Here is a 20,510-nt window from a genome sequence, read left to right on the forward strand (position 1 = left end):
ACAGTCAGGCAAAGAGGGGGTTGATTGTGTCTACCTCGTAGGGCAATGCGAGGCTTCATCCGGCATGCCCCCACTCGAAGGGGAGATGCATGGAACGGTGGGAGGGTCGGCGCAGCGTGGTGAATGCGGATCACAGTGTGCGCGGTGACGCGGCGACGGACACGGGAGGGGGGAGGGCCGGGCTGATCCGGGCCCTGCTCTGGCTGGTCGTGGCCGTGCTGGCGGTACGGCAGGTGGCGGTGGTGCTCCGGCAGCCATCGGGGGAGCGGCTCCTCGATCTGGAGACCTGGACCGGGGAGAACGGCGTCCTGCACGTGACGGGCTCGCTGTACGACAGCGGCCGGTTCACCGGCACGCCCTTCGCCGGGCTGGTCCTGAAACCTCTCACCGCGTCGGCCCAGGAGGCCCTGGGCGTGGCGTGGACGTTCGGGTCCCTGCTGCTCGTCGTCGCCCTCGGCGTCGTCGCGGCCCGGGCCCTGCCCTCGCCGGTGGGCCGCCGGACGGCCCTGCTCGCGGCCCCCGTCGCGATCAGCCTGCTCATGCTGTCGCTGCCGGTCCGCAACACCCTGCACCTGGGCCAGACCAGCATCCTGCCCGTCCTCCTGGTGCTCCTGGCCTGCTTCGTCGTCCGGGAGCACCGGGCGGCGGGCGTCCTCGTCGGTCTCGCCGCCGCCTTCCAGCCGGTGCTGCTGCTCTTCGCCGTCCTGCTCTGGCTGACCGGCAGACGGCAGGCGTCGCTGAGCGCGGGCGCGACCTTCGCCCTCGCCACGGCCGCGGCCTGGGCGGCGGCGCCGAAGGACTCGTGGACGTACTGGGTGCACCATCCCGCGGGCGCCGGACTGGGGGAGCGGCCGGACAGCCTCGCCAACCAGTCCCTGCACGGGGCGCTGCTCAGGCTCGGCCTCGAAGGCCCCGTGGAGATCGCCCTGTTCCTGGTGCTCGCCGCCGCCGTCGTGGTCGTCGGACTGCGGCGCGCGGTGCGGTACGCGCAGGACGGGCAGCTGCTCCTCGCGGTGGCCGTGACCGGCTGCGTCGTGGTCGCCGTCTCGCCGACCGCCTGGCAGCACCAGCTGCTCTGGGTGCTTCTCGCGGTCGTCGGCAAGGTCGGCAAGCGGGCCTCCGACCGGCTGGTCTGGCCGTCCGTGGTGCTGCTGGTCGTCACCCTGCCGGGCACGATGCTGCTGCCGAACATCGAGGCGCTCTTCCCGGTGCGTGACAACGTGCTGCTCCTCGTGGCGCTCGGCGCGGCCTGCCTCGCCCCGTTCGTGCCCCGCACCTCGCCGTACTGGCAGCACCCGGTCCCCACCGACTACGCGAAACCGGTCGCCGCGCGCTGGAGACGCGTGCCGCTCCTGCCGTTCTGGCGCCGGGTCCTCACCCGCCCCAACCTGCTGCTGGAACTCCTGCTCATCCGGGTCGTCTACGACGCCTACGCCCAGGTCCGCCTCGCCGCCAGGGCGGGCCGCCCGCTCGCCGAGGAACACGGCCGGCAGATCCACGCCATCGAGCAGTGGCTGCACATCGACATCGAGCACTGGGTCAACCACACGGTCGTGCAGATCACCTGGCTGCGTGAGTTCTTCGACTACTACTACTCCACCTTCCACTTCATCGTCCCGCTGACGATCCTCGGTGTGCTGTACGCGCGCCGCCCCGCCGACTACCGCTGGGTCCGTTCGTCCATCGGCTTCGCCACGCTGCTCGCGCTCGTCGGCTTCTGGCTCTATCCCCTGGCCCCGCCCCGGCTCATGCCCGGCCTCGGCTTCATCGACACCGTCCACGGGGTGCAGGACTTCGCGAAGCCCGACTACGGGACGCTGACCACCGTCACCAACCAGTACGCGGCGATGCCGTCGCTGCACTTCGGCTGGTCGCTGTGGTGCGGTGTGGTCATCGTGATGCTGGCCCCGAGGCTCTGGATGAAGGCGCTCGGCCTGCTGCACCCGCTGTTCACGATCGCCGCGATCGTGGCCACCGCCAACCACTGGGTGCTCGACGCGGCCGGCGGCGCACTCGTCGTGGCGATGGGCTTCGGGCTGACATATCTGCTGTCGGGGCCGCGGAAGCTCGTGACCGGGCACGAGCGGTTGACCGGGACGGCGACGGAACCGGCGGAGCCACCGGCGGCCGAAGCCTCCGAAGCAGCCAAGGCCACCGAAGCCACCGGATCGGCCGAAGCGACGGAATCGGCCGAGGTCATGGAGACGGCAGAATCCGCCCCCGTACCGGAGCATGAACCCGCCGAAAAAGTCGGCGGCAAGTAGCAGCATGCCGAAGCAGCAGTAGGCCGAAACAGCAGCAGACCGAAGGGGTGCCGGGACGGCGGAAACCGTCCCGGCACCCCTTCGGCACGGATCGCCGCGTACGTCCCGCCACCCGGACGGCCCCCGACGGCCCCCGACGGCCCCGGACGGCCCCGGACGGCCGGTGTCAGGTGGCCGCGACCGTCGTCACCTGGAGCTGCTTGATCCCGTTGAGCCAGGCCGAACGCAACCGCCGCGGGTCCTCCAGGAGTCGCAGGTCCGGCAGCACGTCGGCGATGGCGTTGAAGATCAGGTCGATCTCCATCACGGCCAGCGACTTGCCCAGGCAGAAGTGCGGGCCGCCGCCCCCGAACCCGAGGTGCGGGTTGGGGTCGCGGGTGATGTCGAAGGCCTCCGGTCCGTCGAACACCTCGGGGTCGTTGTTGGCCGAGGAGTAGAACAGCCCCACCCGCTCCCCCTTCCTGATCCGCTGACCGCCCAGCTCCAGGTCCTCGGTGGCGGTCCGCTGGAAGGAGACGACCGGGGTCGCCCAGCGCACGATCTCCTCGGCCGTGGTCTTCGGGCGCTCCCGCTTGTAGAGCTCCCACTGTTCGGGGTGGGTGAGGAAGGCGTGCATGCCGTGACTGATCGCGTTGCGGGTCGTCTCGTTCCCGGCCACCGCGAGCAGGATCACGAAGAACCCGAACTCGTCCGATGACAGGTTCCCCTGGCCCTCCGCCGCGACGAGTTGGCTCACGATGTCCTGGGCCGGGCACTCCTTGCGGGCCGCCGCCAGGTTCATCGAGTACGCCACGATCTCCATCGCCGCCTCGGCGCCGACCTCCTCGGTGATCGCGTACTCCGGATCGTCGTACGCGGCCATCTTGTTGGACCAGTCGAAGATCTTCGAACGGTCCTCCTGCGGTACGCCGATGAGCTCGGCGATGGCCTGGAGCGGGAGCTCCACCGCGATGTTGGTCACGAAGTCGAAGGAGCCGCCGGCGTCGGCGTCGGCGGACGCCAGAGCGGTCTCGACGATGGAGCGGGCCCTGGAGCGCAGGGCCGTCTCCAGGGAGCGCACCGCGCGCGGGGTGAAGCCGCGCTGGACGATCTGGCGGACCCGGGTGTGCTCCGGGGGATCCATGTTCAACATGATCAGCTTCTGGACGTCGATCTGGTCGCGGCTGATCGTCTCGTTGAAGCGGATGACGGCGGTGTTGGTGTTCGAGGAGAACAACTCGGGGTGCGTGGAGACGTACTTGACGTCCGCGTGACGGGTGACGGCCCAGTAGCCCTCGTCGCCGAACCCGGAGATGTTGCGGGGCTGGGTGCACCACCAGACCGGCGCGGTCTCCCGCATCAGGGCGAACTCCGGGTGGGGCACGCGGGCTTGCAGGAGGTCGGGATCGGTGAAGTCGAACCCGTCGGGCAGATGGGGGCAGCGCATGGGCACCTCTCCACTCCGGAACAGTCGGCGAACCGTCCGACGGCCACGACTGTCTGACGCTCCATCAGAAGTTGCCCGCAAGGTAGTAACGAGTTCTACAAGTGGCAAGAGTCGTGGCCGGATCCGTTGCCCCGGGCGTCAGTACGGGCCGCCGTACCGCCGGAGGGGCGTGCGCGCGGTGTGTGCACGCCCCTTGCGCAGCCGGGTTGCCGTCACGAGACTGCTAGCAGAACTAGAACGCGTACTAGTTCCTTCCGTGGGCGCCGGGACGCCCCCTGCGGAAGCGCGAGGAGAGGACGAGCTCATGGCCGCGGAACCCGTCATCGTCGAAGCCGTACGCACGCCCATCGGCAGGCGCGGAGGCGCACTCGCCAATCTGCACCCCGCCTATCTGCTGGGCGAGACCTACCGTGAACTTCTCGGCCGCACCGGCATCCAGGCCGACTGCGTCGAACAGATCGTCGGCGGCACCGTCACCCACGCCGGCGAGCAGTCCATGAACCCGGCCCGCACCGCCTGGCTGACCGTGGGCCTGCCGTACGAGACCGCCGCCACCACCGTCGACTGCCAGTGCGGCTCCTCGCAGCAGGCCTCCCACATGGTCGCCAACATGGTGGCCGCCGGGGTCATCGACGTGGGCATCAGCTGCGGCGTCGAGGCGATGTCCCGGGTGCCGCTGGGCAGCGGCTCCAAGCACGGCCCGGGAAAGCCCTGGCCCGACGAGTGGAACGTCGACCTGCCCAACCAGTTCGAGGCGGCCGAACGCATCGCCCGCAAGCGCGGCCTGACCCGGGAGCGGGTCGACGCGCTCGGGCTGCTCTCCCAGCAGCGGGCGGCCGCCGCCTGGGCGGAGGAGCGCTTCAAGCGCGAGACGTACGCCGTCCAGGTCCCGACCACCGAGGAGGAGCAGGCGGCCGGCCAGGGCATGTGGCGGCTCGTCGACCGGGACGAGGGGCTGCGCGACACCTCGATGGAGGCGCTCGCCGGGCTCAAGGCCGTCATGCCGAGCGCGATCCACACCGCCGGGAACTCCTCGCAGATATCGGACGGGGCCTGCGCGATCATGTGGTCCTCCAAGCGCATGGCGCGGGCCCTGAAGCTCAAGCCCCGGGCCCGGATCGTGGCCCAGGCCCTCGTCGGTTCCGACCCGCACTTCCATCTGGACGGCCCGATCGACGCGACCCGGGCGGTGCTCGGCAAGGCGGGCATGACGCTGCGGGACATCGACCTCGTCGAGATCAACGAGGCGTTCGCGTCGGTGGTGCTGAGCTGGGCGCAGGAGTTCGAGGCGGACCTCGACGGCCTGGAGAAGGTCAACGTCAACGGCGGCGCGATCGCGCTGGGCCACCCGGTCGGAGCGACGGGAGCCCGGCTGATCACCACGGCCCTGCACGAGCTGGAACGCCGCGACAAGGAGTTCGCGCTCATCACGATGTGCGCGGGAGGGGCCCTGGCGACGGGCACGATCATTCAGCGGCTGTGACCCCGTAACGGCACTTCACGGTGAGCCCGGAGAAGCCCCATCGGCCTGCTTCCCGGCCTGCTCCTCGGACTGCTTCCCGGGCTGCCTCTCGGGCTCCTCCGGCTCACCGAACACGGCGCGCGCGTCGAAGGCGGCGCGGCGGGTGGCCCGGCGCAGCGCCTTCAGCAGCGTCGGGCCGAGCGTGAGGGTCAGGACCACCGTCAGCACCGCCCGCCCCAGGTCCCAGCCCAGCGAGGTCGCGGCGCAGTAGGCGAGGAACCGCACCAGGTTCTCGTGGAGCGGATCGTTCCCGTCGAACGAGATTCCCGAACCGAGACCGGTGAGGAGCGGCCAGCCCTGGAGGTTCATCACCGCGCCGTACGCGAACGCCGCCACGCAGCCGTACACCGCCAGCATCGCCAGCTCGGCCCGCCCGCGCAGCCGGTCCGCTCCCGGCAGCAGCCCCGCGCCCATGGTGAACCAGCCCATCGACAGCATCTGGAACGGCATCCACGGCCCGACCCCACCCGTCAGCAGCGCCGAGGCGAACATGGTCACCGAACCGAGCACGAAGCCGAATCCGGGGCCCAGCACCCGCCCGCTCAGCACCATCAGGAAGAACATCGGCTCCAGGCCCGCCGTCCCGGCGCCGAGCGGGCGCAGCGCCGCCCCGACCGCCGCCAGCACCCCGAGCATCGCGACGGCCTTCGCGTCCATGCCGGACTCGGAGATCGTCGCCACCACCACCGCGACGAGCAGCGGCAGCAGCGCCGCGAACAGCCAGGGCGCGTCCTTCGCGTGCGCGAGCCCGGACCCGGCGTCCGCCAGCAGCGGCCACCCGAAGGCGACGACACCGACGGCCCCGGTCAGCAGCAGCACGGCGACCGACTTCGGCCCGAGCCGCACCGGCCGGGCCGCCCGCTCCCGAACGCCGGCCTCCTTCTCGCTCATACGCCCGCCTCCAGCGCGCCGCGCACCTGGGACACGGTCAGCCACTCCTGCGGGGCCAGGATCTTCGCCGTCTGCGGGGCGAACGCGGGCGAGGAGACCACCACCTGTCCGGTCGGGCCGTCCGCGACGACCTCCCCTTCGGCGAGGATCACCACCCGGTGCGCCAGCTCGGCCGCCAGCTCCACGTCGTGCGTCGCCAGGACGATCGCATGCCCCTCGGCCGCCAGACCGCGCAGCACCCCGACGAGCCGGGCCTTCGCCGCGTAGTCCAGACCACGCGTCGGCTCGTCCAGCAGCAACAGCGGCGGCCGGCCCGTCAACACCAGCGCCAGGGCCAGGGCGAGCCGCTGGCCCTCGGAGAGGTCCCTGGGGTGGGTGTCGTCCGCGACGCCCGGCAGCAGCTCCGACACCAGCGCCCGGCAGGAACCCTCCGCCGCGCCCGCGTCCCGGTCGGCGGCGGCGCACTCGGCGGCCACCGTGTCCGCGTACAGCAGATCGCGCGGTTCCTGCGGTACGAGGCCGACCCGGCGCACCATCGCCCGGGGGTCCGTCCGGGCCGGGGCCAGGCCGCCGACGCGCACGGTGCCCGAGGTGGGCTCGATCATGCCGACGAGCGCGCCGAGCAGCGTGGACTTGCCGGCCCCGTTGCGGCCCATCAGGGCCACCGTCTCACCCGGGGCCACGGTAAGCGTCACCCGTCGCAGCGCCTCGACCCGGCCCCGCCGCACCCCGAGCCCGTCGACCCGGGTGACCGGATCGGCGACCGGGGCGGCGGCCGGGGCGTCGGCCCCACGCCCGAGGAGCCGGGCGAACCTGCCGGGCCGGGGGGCGTGTGCCACGGGCGGGGGCGCGACGGACCGGCCGGACGGCGCCTCCGGCATCCCCGGCGCCTCCGGGGGCACGGGCGGCGACGCCTCCGCGAGCCGCTCCCGCAGCCCGCCCGCCCCGCGCCGGGCGTCCCGTACCGACAGCGGCAGCGGGTCCCAGCCCGCGAGCAGTCCCAGCTCGGCCACCGGCGGCCGTACCGGCGACACCTTCATGATCTCGGCGGGCGGCCCCATCACGGGGGCGGCGCCCGGGGCGGGCAGCAGGACGACCCGGTCCGCGTACTGCACCACGCGCTCCAGCCGGTGCTCGGCCATCAGCACGGTCGTGCCCAGGTCGTGCACCAGCCGCTGGAGCACCGCGAGGACCTCCTCGGCCGCCGCCGGGTCCAGCGCGGAGGTCGGCTCGTCCAGCACCAGCACCCTCGGGTGCGGGGTGAGCACCGAACCGATCGCCACCCGCTGCTGCTGGCCGCCCGACAGGGTCGCGATCGGCCGGTCGCGCAGCTCGGCCAGGCCCAGCAGATCGAGCGTCTCCTCGACCCGGCGGCGCATCACGTCGGGGGCGAGACCCAGCGACTCCATGCCGTACGCCAGCTCGTCCTCGACGGTGTCCGTGACGAAGTGCGCGAGCGGGTCCTGGCCCACCGTGCCGACCAGATCGGCCAGTTCGCGGGGCTTGTGCGTACGGGTGTCGCGGCCGCCCACCGTGACCCGGCCCGACAGCAGCCCGCCCGTGAAGTGCGGGACGAGCCCGGAGACCGTACCCAGCAGAGTCGACTTGCCGACACCGGAGGGGCCGACGAGCAGGACGAGTTCGCCCTCGGGGACCGTGAGATCGACGTCGGACAGCGTGGGGTGCTCCGTGCCCTCGTAGCGCACGGAGACCCGCTCGAACCTGATCACGCCTGCTCCTTGCCGATACGAGCCTGTTTCCCGGTCCCGCGCGCGGGCGGCTTCCCGGTCCCGTACGCGGACGGCGGCACGGGGGCGACCAGCGCGGGCAGCAGCCCGACCAGCACCGCCGCGGCGGGCCACAGCGGCAGCACCGGCGCGGTCAGCGGTACGACGCCGGGGCGCATCGCGTCCGGATCCACCGCGCCCGCCCAGATCATCGCCGCCGCGACCGCCGCACCCGAGCACGCCACCAGCCACGCCCGAACGCCCCACCGGTCCGGCCGGTACCGGGTGCGCACCGAGCGCCGCCCGCCGAGCCGCAGCCCGGCCATCGCCGTGACCAGCCCGGCCAGCAGCAACGGGAGCCCGTACACCGCCCCCTGCGCGGCCAGCAGCCCGTACGTGCCGGCGCACACCCCGAGCAGCCCGCCCAGGGTGAGGACGTTCGTCGTGTGCCGGACGGCGGCCGGGACCTGCGCCGTACGCCCGTACCCACGCGCGTCCATCGACGCGGCCACCGCCACCGACCGCTCCAGCGCCCCCTCCAGCACCGGCAGCCCGATCTGCGCCACGGCCCGCACACCTCCGGTCGGCCGCCCCCGCAGCCGGCGCGCGGTGCGCAGCCGGACCACGTCGGCCACCATGTTCGGCGCGAACGTCATCGCGACCACGACGGCGACCCCCGCCTCGTACAGCGCACCCGGCAGCGACTTCAGCAGCCGCGCCGGGTTGGCCAGCGCGTTCGCCGCGCCGACGCAGATCAGCAGCGCGGCCAGCTTCATCCCCTCGTACAGCGAGAAGACCAGCTGTTCGGCGGTGACCCGGCCACCGATCCGCACGCCCTGCGCCCAGTCGGGCAGCGGCAGTTCGGGGAGGACGAACACCGTGTGAGAGCCGGGGATCGACGACCCGAGGAAAACGGAGAACACCAGCCGCAGCGCCACGACGAACAGCCCGAGCCTGATGAACGCGCCGTACGAACGCGCCCACGGCGCATCCGTCCGCCGCGCCGCCACCACGTACCCCGCCACTCCGACCAGCAGCCCGAGCAGCAGGGGGTTCGTCGTCCGGGACGCGGCGGTGGCCAGACCCAGCGCCCACAGCCACCACGCCCCGGCGGGCAGCGCGTTGCCGCGGTCCGCCTCGGGGGCGCGCAGGGCGCGGCGCAGCAGCCGGGCCGGAGCCGGGGCGGGGGAGGCGGTCACCGGCGGCGGCGGGCCTGGACCACGGCGGCGACGCCCAGCAGCAGGACGGCGCCGATGCCGACGAGGAGCCCGACGGACGGACCGCCGGCGCCCTCGGAGGACCCGTCGCCGGAGTCGTCGGCAGGCTGCGACGCGTCGCCCGTCTCCACGGGCGAGGGCGGCTTCGCGCTGCCGTCTTCGCCGGACACCTGCTCGCCGCAGCCCGACTTCGGGTAGCCCGAGATCGCGCAGAGCATGGCGCTGCTGTCGTACCGCAGCGGCTTCGCCACCGCGGCGAGCGCCTCCGCGCTGCTGGCGTCCGGTGCGACCTGCGCGCACGCCGTGCGCGGGGCGGGCGGCCTCTCCCCGTCAGGGGCGTCCGCCGCCGTACCGGGGTCGATCACCAGCGCCACCCGCTTCTGCCCGTCCTTCGCCGGGGTGTCCGCGCAGATCGCCCCGAAGTCGGGGGCGCGGCGCGGCTGTGCGGCATCGCCCGCATCCTCGCTCACGGCGAACCGGAAGCCCTGGACGGCACCGTCGTCCGGGCGAAGCAGCGACGGCCCCTGGGTGGCGTACTCCCAGTTCTTGCCGTTGCCCTCCCAGAAGGACCAGTAGCGGTAACCGGAGGCCTCGGCGCTGCCGGCGCCGAGGAGGACGGCCGAGGCGGCGACCAGGGCGGCCAGCAGGACGACGAGAGGATTCCGCAGCCGGGCGACGGCAGGATTCCGCAGCCGTACGGCGGCTGGGTTCCGAAGCTGTGCGGCAGCGGGGTTCCGAAGCCGTGCGGCAGCGGGGTTCCGCGGTCGCGCCGGGACCGTCGTACGGCTCACGGCTGCTGCTTCTTCCGGCGCATGCTCAACACGAAGCCGATGCCCGCCCCCGCGACGAGACCGATGCCGATCAGCCACCCCAGGCTCAGCCCGCTGTCGTCGCTGTCGGTTCCGCTGGAGGGCTGCGGGCCGGTCGGCGTGGGCGAGGGGAGGGCGGTGGCGGCCGGGGCGGGGCCCATCGTGTTGAGCTGCTTGACGAGGTCGACGCCGCCGAAGCTGCGGGCGTCCGCGCCGGTGGCGTGCGCCGCGAGGATCAGCTGTGCGGTGGCGGCCGGGCCGCCCTGCTTCGCCCAGCCGGTGGCGTTCTTCTGCAGCCAGGCGACGGAGGCCTCGGCCTTGTCCGTGTGCCCGGAGGCGGCGAGCGCGACGACCGCGTCCGCGGTGTTGCCGTAGTCGGGCTGCGGCTCGGTGTTCTCGGCGCCCGGCATCGGGGGCTGCTCCAGGTACGGCGACTTCTTCAGGGTGTCCGCGAGGAAGGAGGAGCCGTTCTGGGCGGTCTGTTCCGGGCTGAGGTCGTCGCCCTTCGTGCAGGAGGGGTCCTTGACCGCGTTGGACGTGCCGGAGGCGATGCCCTTGCCCATCAGGCCGAGCACCGAGGCCGCAGTGGCGTCCAGGTTGGCGGCCAGCTCGCCCTTCTTGCCCGGCTGATACGCGAACGCGCCGCCGTCCTCGTCCCCGCAGGGGATGGCCAGCGACTGGAGCGCGGTGTACGGGGTGCTGCCGTCGGCGGTGGTGAGCTCGTTGACCGGGACACCGGTCCGGGCGAGCGCGCCGATGACGATGGACGTGGAGTTCGCGTCGCTCGGGCTGCCGGGGTTGTAGCCCCAGCCGCCGTCCTCGTTCTGTACGGACTTCAGCCAGTCGGCCCCGTTGTTGGCGTCGTCGCGGCGCTGGTTGATCTCGACGAGGGCCTGCACGGCGACGGCGGTGGCATTGGTGTCCATCACCGTGGAGGCGTCACAGGGCTTGGAGGCGTCGCGGTACGAGGTGAACGCCCCGCTGTCGCACTGCTGGCCCACCAGCCAGTCGACGGCGGCGGTGGACGGCGTGACGTACTCGATCTTCTGCGCGAGGAAGGCCAGCGACTGCCGCCACACCCCGTCGTACGTGGGGTCCGTGGTGCCGTAGAGCCCGGCCGGCAGCTCCGCCGACGGGGAAGGACTCGGCGCGGCGACCGCTACAGGTGCGGCCGCGCCCAGGAGCACGGCGGTGGTCGCGAGCGCGGCTGCGCTGCGGCGTACGGTCATGGCTGGCTGGGCCTCTCCTGCGAGGGCCGGACTCCCCGGGCACACGAGGTCCCCGGGCTCCGGCCCCGTATGCCTCGACGGTGCCGGCCACCGGGGTTCCGGTGGCCCGAGCCGGTCACGCTCCGCGGCGGGCGGTCCGGCTGCCGTCGGGCGGACGGGTCACGGCTGGGGCACTGCGCCGGATGCGTACCGGCTTCCCCCTGTACGGGCATGATGACGACCTGCCCACTCTACCGGTCCGCAGCCGGCGGACGGGGGCGTGGCCGGGGGCACGACCGGGGGCGTGCGCCACGGCGGTGATCAGACGGCGGCGTACGTCGCCGGGGCGTGCGCCACGGAGGTGACCAGACGGCGATGTCAGACGGCGATGTCAGACGGCGATGTACGTCGCCGGGGGCCCGCCCGGCACGGCCTCCGCGCGGCCGAGCTTCACGAGCCGCCGCAGATGGGACTCGGCCTCGGAGACGGCGATGGACCGCGAGCCGTGCGGGATCTGCTCCCAGGGCCGGTTCCACTCCATCCGCTCCGCGAGCTGCCACGGGGTGAGAGGCGTGGCGAGCAGCACGAGAAGCCCGGTCAGCCGCTCCTCGTGGTGGGCCAGCAGCTCCCGCACCCGCCCCTCCGCGTCGGTGAACGCGTACTGGTGCGCGGGCAGCACCTCGGCGACCCCGAGGCGGCCGATCCGCTCCAGCGAGGCGAGGTAGTCGCCGAGGGGATCGGTGACCGTCGTGTCGTCGGGGTCCTCGTACAGCCCGATGTGCGGACTGATCCCGGGCAGCAGATGGTCCCCGGAGAACAGCCGCCCGTGCCCCGCCAGGTCCGCCGGATGCCGCTCCTCCAGATGGAGACAGACGTGCCCCGGGGTGTGTCCGGGGGTCCAGACGGCCCGCAGCCGCCGCCCGGCGAGGTCGAGCAGCTCGCCGGGCACGATCTCCCGGTCGGGCAGGGCGGCGCGCAGACCCGGCAGGGTCCGCAGCCGCCCTCCGCTGCGGGCGGCACGCAACGGGGCGAGGTGCTCCTCCGGCGCGCCGACGGCGGCGAGCTTGCGGGTGAGGTAGTCGAGCCAGGTGCCGGGCTCGGATTCCCGGGTGCGCCGGACGATCGCGGTGTCGGCCTCGTGCATCGCGATCCAGGCCCCGGACGCCTCGCGGACCTGGCCGGAGAGACCGTGGTGGTCGGGATGGTGGTGGGTGATGACGACGCCGTGGATGTCGGCGACGGCGGTGCCGAGGGCGGTCAGCCCGGCGACCAGGGTCTCCCAGGAGGCCGGGTCGTCCCAGCCGGTGTCGATGAGGACCGGCCCCCGGTCGGTGTCGACGAGGTGGACCAGGGTGTGGCCCAGCGGGTTGTCGGGGATGGGGACCTTGATGCTGTGGACGCCTCCGCCGTGGTCGGTCACCTGCGTCATGGGCTCCCCATCTCCGTATCGGCTACCACTGTAACGAGAACTCGTTCCAGTGGCAGCCCAGGTCTGCCAACTATCCGCCCCCTGCGTACGGTCCGCGCCGTGGACTCCTCGAACGAGAACTGGTATCAGTTCTGACGAACAGTCAGTTTAGGGTGCGCGGGAGGCAACAGCCATGACGGAACTTACGGAGCTTGTGGAACACGGACAACTGTTCATCGGCGGGGAGTTCACCGATCCGCTCGGCACCGAGGTCATCGAGGTGATCTCCCCGCACACCGAACAGGTCATCGGCCGCGTGCCGCACGCCTCCGAGGGCGATGTGGACCGGGCGGTCGCCGCCGCCCGCCGCGCCTTCGACGAGGGCCCCTGGCCGAGGATGGGCCTGGACGAGCGGATCGCGGTGATCACTCGGATCAAGGACGCCTTCGCCGTACGGCACGAGGAGTTCGCACGGCTGATCAGCGCCCAGAACGGCACCCCGTACAGCTCAAGCGTCATGGTGCAGGCGCTGGCCGCGATGATGGTCTGGGACTCGGCGATCACAGTGGCGCGCGACTTCCCGTACGAAGAACGACGCGACGGCGTCCTCGGCCCCCTCCTGGTCCGCCGCGAACCGGTCGGCGTGGTCGCCGCGGTCGTCCCGTGGAACGTCCCGCAGTTCACGGCCGCCGCCAAGCTGGCCCCGGCCTTGCTGGCGGGCTGCACGGCGGTCCTGAAGGTCTCACCGGAAACCCCTCTGGACGCCTACCTCCTGGCGGAGATAGCGGCGGAGGCGGGTCTGCCGCCCGGGGTCCTCTCCATCCTCCCGGCCGGCCGGGAGGTCAGCGAATACCTGGTGGGCCACCGGGACGTGGACAAGGTCTCCTTCACCGGCTCGGTGGCGGCCGGCCGCCGCGTGATGGAGGTGGCCTCCCGCAACCTGACCCGCGTCACCCTGGAGCTGGGCGGCAAATCGGCGGCGATCGTCCTCCCCGACGCCGACCTGGAGGCGGCGGTGGCGGGCATCGTCCCCTTCGCCTGGATGATCAACGGCCAGGCGTGCGTGGCCCAGACGCGCATCCTGGCCCCGAACTCCCGCTACGACGAGATAGCGGAAGCCTTCGCGGCAGCGGCCGGAGCCCTGCGCGTGGGCGACCCCCTCGACCCCACGACCGAACTGGGCCCGCTGGTAGCGCGCCGCCAACAACAACGCTCCCTGGACTACATCCGGTTGGGCCAGGAGGAGGGCGCCAAGATCCTCACCGGCGGCAACCGCCCTCCGTCCCAGGAGCGAGGCTGGTACGTCGAACCCACCCTCTTCGGCTCGGTGGACAACTCCATGCGCATCGCCCGCGAGGAGATCTTCGGCCCGGTGATCTGCCTGATCCCCTACGAGGACGAGGCCGAGGCCGTCCGCATCGCCGACGACTCCCCGTACGGCCTCAGCGGCAGCGTCTGGACAGCCGACACGGAACGCGGCATCGAGGTGGCGCGCCGGGTCCGCACGGGCACGTACAGCGTGAACACCTTCAGCCTCGACATGCTCGGCCCCTTCGGCGGCTACAAGAACTCCGGCCTGGGCCGCGAGTTCGGCCCCGAGGGCTACGGCGAGTTCTTCGAGCACAAGATGATCCACCTGCCCGCCGGCTACCGGGAGGCGTGATGGGCGACCGCTGGCACGTGGAGGTCGACCGCTCGGTCTGCATCGGCTCCGGCATGTGCGTCAACCATGCTCCGGACGGCTTCCACCTGGACTCCGCCCGCCAGTCCCACCCGACGGACGGGGACTGCGACGCGAACGAACAACTCCTCGCGGCGGCGGAGGGCTGCCCGGTGGAGGCGATCACGCTGACGCTGGCGGGGTCGGGGGAGGTGGTCTTTCCGCCGGAGGAGTGAGGGCGAGGAGAGCGGCGTGGGGGGCGCGATGCCGCCCGATGCCCCTTCCCGGCGGCGTCGAAACGTTCCTACACCAAGTTGAAGTACCGATCGACCCATACGACGGGCAGCGTCTGCTCCCCGTCGTCCCCGTCCTCGTCCGTCGCCAAGGCTGACAGAACCTCGTCGGCGTAGGCCTCCTCCAGAAGAGACGGCCCGTCGTACGGCTCCAGCAGGAGGTCCAGCGGGACGAATACACAGTCCGCGGCCACGCACGTGGCATCGAGCCACTCAACGAACTGATCCGTCATGCCTTCGGTCGGACCGGGCTCCGTCCAGGGCCCCGTCCCCGCAGTGACGAAGCCGCCGAAGTTGCTCATCTGGACCCACAGGGGCCGGCCTGTCCCGGTAATTTCCTCCGAGATCTCCACCTCACCGTAGATACTGGCGTCCTGATAGAGGCCACTGTCGCAGGCGGGACCGAACCGATCTTCCATTGCACCGGTAAGGGCGGCGAATCGGCGGGCAGATTTCTGCAGGTCGAAATCTGCGGGACGCTCAAGGTGGAGCGGGTCGTCGGCGTTCTCCAGGAGCGAGCGAAGAACTTCGGCGGGCAGCATGAGATGTTCTCCCTATTTCTTGACAGCGAGCTCGTGTTCACGGGGGAGAGGAGACGTTGCCTCTCGCCCCGTGAACACGGCCGGTTTCGCGCTCTTCCTATTGCCTGCTCACTTGCCCTTGGGGCACGTGGCATCCATGGAGGGATATGCGCTCATGACCCTCTGCATTTTGTTCTTGCCCCGAGTCACGATACACACGAAACGCTCTCCGCCTTCGCCGATCGCACCGCCGTACTCCACCGCGTAGACGTTGTTCTTGCCCACCTTCTTTGCTGCGCCCCTCTTCCGCCAGGCATCGTCCACGAGCCTCAGGAGCTTGCGCTGGTCCTTCTGCACAAAGATGCCGTGCAACGGCTTGTCGGGGGGGCCGGGCCTGGTGTGGTTCATGACGTGATCGATACGGTGCGTGCCGGAGTTTTCACGCATATAGATCAGGCCGGACGGAGAGCGGAACACATCGTTCCCGAGGTTTTCGAATTCAACAGGGCACGGGAATGCTGCCGCGCGGGCGAAGGACTTCGGCGCGGCGCATACGGCGAACACCGGGTTTTTGGAGAACAGCTTCTTGAAGAAGCCGTCGGCCTTGGTGACCCATTTTCCGCCCTTTCCAGCCGTGGCCAGCCAGCCGGCCACAGGAACGATGGCGGCGCAGGAAAGACCTGCGTCCATCTTCTTACCCTCACCGAAATACCACAGGCAGTTGACGAGGTCTGCGGGCTCACCGAGACCTGGAATCAGGCCGAGGATGTCCAGGCCAAGGTGGCCACCTTCGGAGAGGACCTTGCCCCAGTCGATCTCCTCCAGCTTCTTCATGTGGTCCTCGAAAGCCTGATCCTCCGCCAAGAGGTCCCACTCCTCCTGCTTGGCGACCTCGTCGTTGAGGAGTTGCCGGATCTCTTCCTGCATCTTCCAGAAGGCGATGTCCAGAGCTTCGTCCATCGCCTTCTGGGCGGCTGCGGAGTCCTTGCCCGCCTCGGTCGCGGACGCGCGGGCCGCGTCCGCTGATGCCCAGGCCTCGCTCGCGGAGTTCTGCGCTGCGGCGGCGGAGTTCTCCGCGCGAGCGGCTGAGCTGTTCGCTTCCCGGGCGGCGTTGTGCGCACTGGCCTCGGCGTTGCGCGCGGTCCTCGCGGAGGCTGCCGCGTCCGCGGCGGACTTCTCCGCGTTGTCCGCGTGGGCGTCGGCCTGCTTGGCGTAGTCCGTGGCCTTGTCCGCCGAGGCTTGGGCCTGCCTGGCGTACTCGGCCGCATCGGCCGCGGCCTTGCGCGCCTCCGCAGCCACCTTTGCGGCGAGAGCGGCGTCCTGCTGCGCCTTCGCGGCGATGCGCGCCGAGCCGGCGATCAAGCCCTGTACCCGCGACACGTGGGTCGCCGTGAGCTGGTCCTTACGCTTGGCCCGGTACTGCCCGACCTCGATGAACTCATGCAGGATCTCGGGCGATCCGGCCAGCGCCACCTCGGCCGCAGTCTTCAGCTCCGGGGTTCCGGTGCTGAACAGCTGCATGGCACGAACACGCTCGTCGCTGCGCCGGTTGTTGTGGAACCCGGTCGTGATGAATTCACTCAGTTTGTCGGTCGAACCGGAGTCGAGGGCGGCTTGGCCTGCCTTGGTCACCCCCGGCCCGGCCCCGTTCATCAGCTTGACCACCTCGATGCGGTAGTCGCTCTTGGCCGCCTCGTGCTGGCCGGTCTCGAGGAACGCCTTGATCTGCTCGGGGCCTTGGAGGAGCGCCGCCTCGGCGGCGGTGCGCACGGCCGCGTACTCGGACTCCCACACGAGATTGTTCGTACGGGCGTACTCGTCCTGCTCCGCGGCTTTCTGCCAGCCCTTGCGGATGTACTCGATCACCTGGTCGTCCGTGCCGGCCAGAGCCATCTCGGCGGTCGTGACGCTCCAAGGGCCCCTGGTCTTCATGACATGAAGGCCGACCTTGCGGGCGGCCTTCGCCGCTTGCGCCTGATCGGTCCCGGGGGTGTCCACCAGGGACGCGAGACGGAGCGCCTCCGCGTCGGCGGCCTTGGCATCCGCCGAGGCCTTCTGCCCGGCGGCGTACCGCTCGCTGTCCGCGATCTTGGCGGCTTTCGCCTCCTCGATCGCGATGTGCTTACGGTCGGCGAGCTCCTCGGCTTCGAGCTCCCGGGCCAGGGCGTACGTGGCGCTCGCCTTCGTGACGGCGGCGGTTGCGCTGTCGGCAGCCTTCTTCGCCTCGCCGGCGTGCTTGGTCGATTCGGCTGCAGCCTTGGCGGCGTCGCCTGCGTGATCGGCGGCTTCGTCGGCGGCTGTGGCCGCGTTCCTGGCATGGGTGGCCGCGGAGTTCGCGGCGTCCCGTGCCTCGCGGGCGGCCTTGGCGGCCTTGCCGGCCAGGTCCACCGCCTTGTTCGCGGCACGGGTGGCCTCGGCCGCCTGCCGCTGGGCGGCCGCAGCCGCATCCCTGGCCCGCTGGGCCTGTGCGCTGGACACGTTGGCGTGACCGCTCGCGGCCGCGGCCGCGGTGGCGGCGTTGTCCGCGTTCGTGCCCGCGCTCGCGGCGGCCGAAGCCGCCTTGCCCGCTTCGTCGGCGGCGTTGGCGGCGTGGTCGGCCGCCAGGCCCGCGGTCTCCGCGCCCTTCGCCGCGGCGCGTGCGCCTTCGGCTGCCTTGCGCGCGTCGGCTGCCTTGGTCGCGTCGGTCGCCGCCGCTGCGGCTGCGTTGCGCGCGTTGGAGGCGGCCTGGGCCGCTCCGGCGGCGGCCGACGAGGCCTGGGCCGCGGCGTTCGCGGCGATGCGGGCCGAGGTGTTGGCCGCCCGGGAGGCGTTGATGGCTTGTTGAGCCGCCTTTGCCGCACCTCTGGCCGCATCGGCGGCTCGCCCTGCGGCGTTCGACGCCTTGATCGCGTCGTCCTTTGCCAGGGCGGTCTCCAGAGCGGCCTTCTCCGCTGCGTCCTTGGCGAGTTCGGTCGCTGCGAGGGCCTGATCGGAGGCTTCCTTGGCTGCGACGCTCTCCGCCTTGGCCTGGCGCCCGGCCTCCTGGACCAGCGCGGCAAGTTCCTCGACGGTGGCCTGCTCCTGGTCGCGGGACCGCGCGATGTGCTGGCCGACTTCCAGGAAGTCCGCCACGTCCTGAGTACTGCCGTCCAGCGCGGCCTGAGCCGCTTCCCTGGTCGCCGGTCCGCCCGTGCTCAGGATCTGCACGGCGAGGACGCGGTTGTCGGTGTCCCGGGCGGCGAACTGACCTTCGACGATGAAGCGCTGAACGTCCTCGGGCGTGCCGTCCAGAGCGGCCTGGCCCGCCTGCTGCAGGCCGGGCCCGCCTGCGCTCAGGATCTGCACGGCGTTGACGCGCTGATCCTGTATCAGCGGAGCCTGCCATCCGTCCTTGAGGAAGGCGTCGAGCTCTGCCGGGGTGCCGTCCAGGGCTGTCTGCGCCGCCTCGCGCACGGCCCGGCCGCCCGCTGAGAAGACCTGCACCGTGGCCACGCGGTCATCGCTCAGCTGAGAGACGGCGTTCTCGTGGTCGAGGAACCGTCGGACGTCCGCGTCAGTCCCCAGCAGGGCGGCCTCGGCTGCCGCCTTGACCCCGGGGCCGCCTGCCTTCCACAACGTCAGGACCTTGCCGCGGTCCGTAGCCGGTATGTGCTCGCTGCTCAAGCCCTCATTGTCGAGGGGGGCGGGCGCCTCCGTCGCCGAGACCGGAGCGGAACCGATCAGTCCGACGAGGAGGGCGATGAGAAGAGCCAGAGACACAGCCCGTGCCGAGCGATTCGCCCCAGTCGGAATTTTTGCCGCGCTGGATAGTCCAGCACCTGTTCTCCATTTATATCTCAAGCGATCAGCAACCATTTCTACCCTGGCTCCCAGTTTTGCCAGTTACCGAACTTCGGCTCCGTGAGCGTACTTGACTGCGGTTGCTAAATCTTCACGATAAGGAGAATCTCGCAATGTACCCTATTCGTCCATAGTGTGCATGTTGCAACCAATGGGGCGTCAGCTCGAACCACTCCGCCACATTCGGTGTTCGAGTTATGGGTCAGAAATGATGAACAAAGATGCTTTGGGTGTTCTGTTTTCTATGTGATGATTTTTCAGGTCTTTTGCCTTGTATTTGCTCCTGCGTGTCGCCGATGTCGTGCCACCGGAGGCCCCTTGGATTTGCTGTGGCGATGCCATGAATGCGTCGTGAAGAGTCGTAAATGCAGGACAGCGGCTTCCATGGTTAGCGATCGCGATCTTCTGTGTAGTGGCCCTCCGTGTGCATCGTGTGACAATCTTCACAACTTCATTGCATCTTTCGTGTTGTAGATTTCGTTGCGCACCTTTGTCTGCCATGAGGCGCGGTCACATTCATGGATCTCTCCTGCGAGGAAGAATTTTCAATTGACTAATCACTTGCGTAAGTGGATTACTGTCGGCTCGATCGGCGTGACGGCGACGATTCTGGGGGTCTCGACCGTCGCCGTTGCCAACGCCGCTGAGGAAGACTCTGCGACGCCCGGTGCCCAGGTCGTCGCGGCCGATGTTCTTCCCTCGGCCGTGGAGGACTTCGCCTACCCCGGCGCGGACAAGGTCTTCGATGAATGGGGTATCACCCTCAAGCGCGGTGACGGGCATATTGTCCTCGCACCCTGCGACGGTGGCGACAACGAGATCAAGGTCATGGCCCGTGGTGTCGGCCGGGATGACGAGGTCTGCTTCGAGGCCACCTCGGCGAACGGATACCTCACATTGGAGGTACCGGACGTCTTCGGTATCCGTACCCAGTCGCGGCCGGTCCGTGTCGAGCTCACGGCCGAGGACAAGAGCGAGACCGTGGATGTGCCGGCGAACGTCCTCAGGGGCGTGGGTGAAGGCCTCGGCCAGCCTCCGGCCGTCCTGTTGGAACTGCGCGTCACCGGCTGACACCGCGGTTTCGCCCTTTGGTCGCCGGAACTGGCCGGAATCCTCTGCGTGGGCGTCGGCCAAGGGCTGTCCCGTCATCCCCGGTGGGTCAGTGCGCCCGGCGTCGGATGCGGTTGCGTCACCGGGCGGGGAATGTCCGCATACTGGATGTATGCGGGCTTTCCGGCGTAGCGGCAAGGCGCCGTAGCTGTCGTGGCATGCCCGCCAGGGAGGACGGGACAGCCCTTGGTGCCGTCTGCAAGGGAGACGTCGGCCGTACCGGCGCCGTCGTCACACGCGTCGACAACGCGGTGCTCAGCACCCGGCTGAAGGGCGGTCAGCGGATCGCGGACGACGACCTGTTCGTGCCCGAATCGGCTGAGGTCACATGCGGACGGACGGCAACCTGACCGTCTCCTCCAACGCGGGCAGGGGCCTGTGATCCACGAAGACCACCGGCGACCCCCAGCGCCACCGCCGTACTCGGTGCGGACGGCAACCTCGTCGTCCGCAACGCCGCGGACTGTCACCCCGTGGGAGGCCGCGAAGGAGGACGGCATCTTCAACGGCGGCAGCGCGGGCTGGACCTCCAACCCCGGAGCCCCGGTCCTTCGGCACCACCGAACTAGTGAGCACCTACGACTGACAGCACATCCCGCGCGGTGACCAGGCGCCCCGGTCATCGCGCGGGATGT

General features: G+C 70.9%; 15 protein-coding genes. 6 read left to right on the forward strand and 9 right to left on the reverse strand.

Annotation, left to right across the window (positions count from 1 at the left end):
• Window positions 1-89 precede the first annotated feature (89 nt).
• Entirely contained in the window at window positions 90-2,264 is a 2,175-nt protein-coding gene (locus N7925_RS26460; protein WP_274345369.1) for a bifunctional glycosyltransferase 87/phosphatase PAP2 family protein, read from the forward strand.
• A gap of 166 nt (window positions 2,265-2,430) precedes the next feature.
• Here N7925_RS26460 and N7925_RS26465 read toward each other — a convergent pair whose 3' ends face one another.
• Window positions 2,431-3,690, reverse strand: a complete 1,260-nt coding sequence (locus N7925_RS26465) for a cytochrome P450 (RefSeq protein WP_265601916.1) — start codon at window positions 3,688-3,690, stop codon at window positions 2,431-2,433.
• Window positions 3,691-3,994: 304 nt separating this feature from the next.
• Here N7925_RS26465 and N7925_RS26470 point away from each other — a divergent pair, with 304 nt between their 5' ends.
• Window positions 3,995-5,173, forward strand: a complete 1,179-nt coding sequence (locus tag N7925_RS26470) for a steroid 3-ketoacyl-CoA thiolase (RefSeq protein ID WP_265601917.1) — start codon at window positions 3,995-3,997, stop codon at window positions 5,171-5,173.
• A 15-nt stretch (window positions 5,174-5,188) separates the two neighbouring features.
• Here N7925_RS26470 and N7925_RS26475 read toward each other — a convergent pair whose 3' ends face one another.
• From N7925_RS26475 to N7925_RS26500, 6 genes are all read right to left on the reverse strand, one after another.
• Window positions 5,189-6,103 (reverse strand): ECF transporter S component, encoded by a 915-nt coding sequence (locus tag N7925_RS26475; RefSeq protein ID WP_274345370.1) that lies wholly within the window; start codon window positions 6,101-6,103, stop codon window positions 5,189-5,191.
• Window positions 6,100-7,833 carry an ABC transporter ATP-binding protein gene (locus N7925_RS26480; RefSeq protein ID WP_265601919.1) on the reverse strand — a complete coding sequence of 578 codons (1,734 nt, stop codon included), beginning with the start codon at window positions 7,831-7,833 and terminating at the stop codon, window positions 6,100-6,102. Before N7925_RS26480 ends, N7925_RS26475 begins: the two co-directional genes overlap by 4 nt.
• The gene (locus N7925_RS26485; RefSeq protein ID WP_274345371.1) at window positions 7,830-9,029 is read right to left on the reverse strand and encodes an energy-coupling factor transporter transmembrane component T; all 1,200 of its coding nucleotides are present in this window, start codon (window positions 9,027-9,029) and stop codon (window positions 7,830-7,832) included. The genes N7925_RS26480 and N7925_RS26485 overlap by 4 nt, the downstream gene beginning before the upstream one ends.
• On the reverse strand, window positions 9,026-9,739 hold the full coding sequence (locus N7925_RS26490; RefSeq protein WP_274346561.1) for an SCO2322 family protein: 714 nt from the start codon (window positions 9,737-9,739) through the stop codon (window positions 9,026-9,028). Before N7925_RS26490 ends, N7925_RS26485 begins: the two co-directional genes overlap by 4 nt.
• Before the next feature lie 95 nt (window positions 9,740-9,834).
• Window positions 9,835-11,085: a prenyltransferase/squalene oxidase repeat-containing protein gene (locus N7925_RS26495; RefSeq protein ID WP_274345372.1), complete on the reverse strand. Its 1,251-nt coding sequence runs from the start codon at window positions 11,083-11,085 to the stop codon at window positions 9,835-9,837.
• 370 nt (window positions 11,086-11,455) lie between these two features.
• Window positions 11,456-12,493 carry an MBL fold metallo-hydrolase gene (locus tag N7925_RS26500; RefSeq protein WP_274345373.1) on the reverse strand — a complete coding sequence of 346 codons (1,038 nt, stop codon included), beginning with the start codon at window positions 12,491-12,493 and terminating at the stop codon, window positions 11,456-11,458.
• Window positions 12,494-12,665: 172 nt separating this feature from the next.
• Between N7925_RS26500 and N7925_RS26505 the strand changes: the two genes are divergently transcribed.
• Together N7925_RS26505 and N7925_RS26510 are read left to right on the forward strand one after the other, a co-directional pair.
• On the forward strand, window positions 12,666-14,135 hold the full coding sequence (locus tag N7925_RS26505) for an aldehyde dehydrogenase (RefSeq protein WP_274345374.1): 1,470 nt from the start codon (window positions 12,666-12,668) through the stop codon (window positions 14,133-14,135).
• Window positions 14,135-14,368, forward strand: coding sequence for a ferredoxin (locus N7925_RS26510; protein ID WP_265601924.1), 234 nt, complete (start codon window positions 14,135-14,137; stop codon window positions 14,366-14,368). The genes N7925_RS26505 and N7925_RS26510 overlap by 1 nt, the downstream gene beginning before the upstream one ends.
• A gap of 68 nt (window positions 14,369-14,436) precedes the next feature.
• Here the strand turns inward: N7925_RS26510 and N7925_RS26515 are convergent, their stop codons facing one another.
• Together N7925_RS26515 and N7925_RS26520 are read right to left on the reverse strand one after the other, a co-directional pair.
• Window positions 14,437-14,967, reverse strand: coding sequence for a hypothetical protein (locus N7925_RS26515; RefSeq protein ID WP_265601925.1), 531 nt, complete (start codon window positions 14,965-14,967; stop codon window positions 14,437-14,439).
• A 108-nt stretch (window positions 14,968-15,075) separates the two neighbouring features.
• Window positions 15,076-18,588, reverse strand: coding sequence for an ALF repeat-containing protein (locus N7925_RS26520; RefSeq protein ID WP_274345375.1), 3,513 nt, complete (start codon window positions 18,586-18,588; stop codon window positions 15,076-15,078).
• 726 nt (window positions 18,589-19,314) lie between these two features.
• Here N7925_RS26520 and N7925_RS26525 point away from each other — a divergent pair.
• Together N7925_RS26525 and N7925_RS26530 are read left to right on the forward strand one after the other, a co-directional pair.
• Window positions 19,315-19,836 (forward strand): hypothetical protein, encoded by a 522-nt coding sequence (locus N7925_RS26525; protein ID WP_274345376.1) that lies wholly within the window; start codon window positions 19,315-19,317, stop codon window positions 19,834-19,836.
• Between the two features lie 197 nt (window positions 19,837-20,033).
• Window positions 20,034-20,225 (forward strand): hypothetical protein, encoded by a 192-nt coding sequence (locus N7925_RS26530; RefSeq protein WP_265601928.1) that lies wholly within the window; start codon window positions 20,034-20,036, stop codon window positions 20,223-20,225.
• The last annotated feature ends 285 nt before the right edge of the window (window positions 20,226-20,510 follow it).

The organism is Streptomyces sp. CA-278952 (assembly GCF_028747205.1).
Taxonomy (GTDB): Bacteria; Actinomycetota; Actinomycetes; order Streptomycetales; family Streptomycetaceae; genus Streptomyces.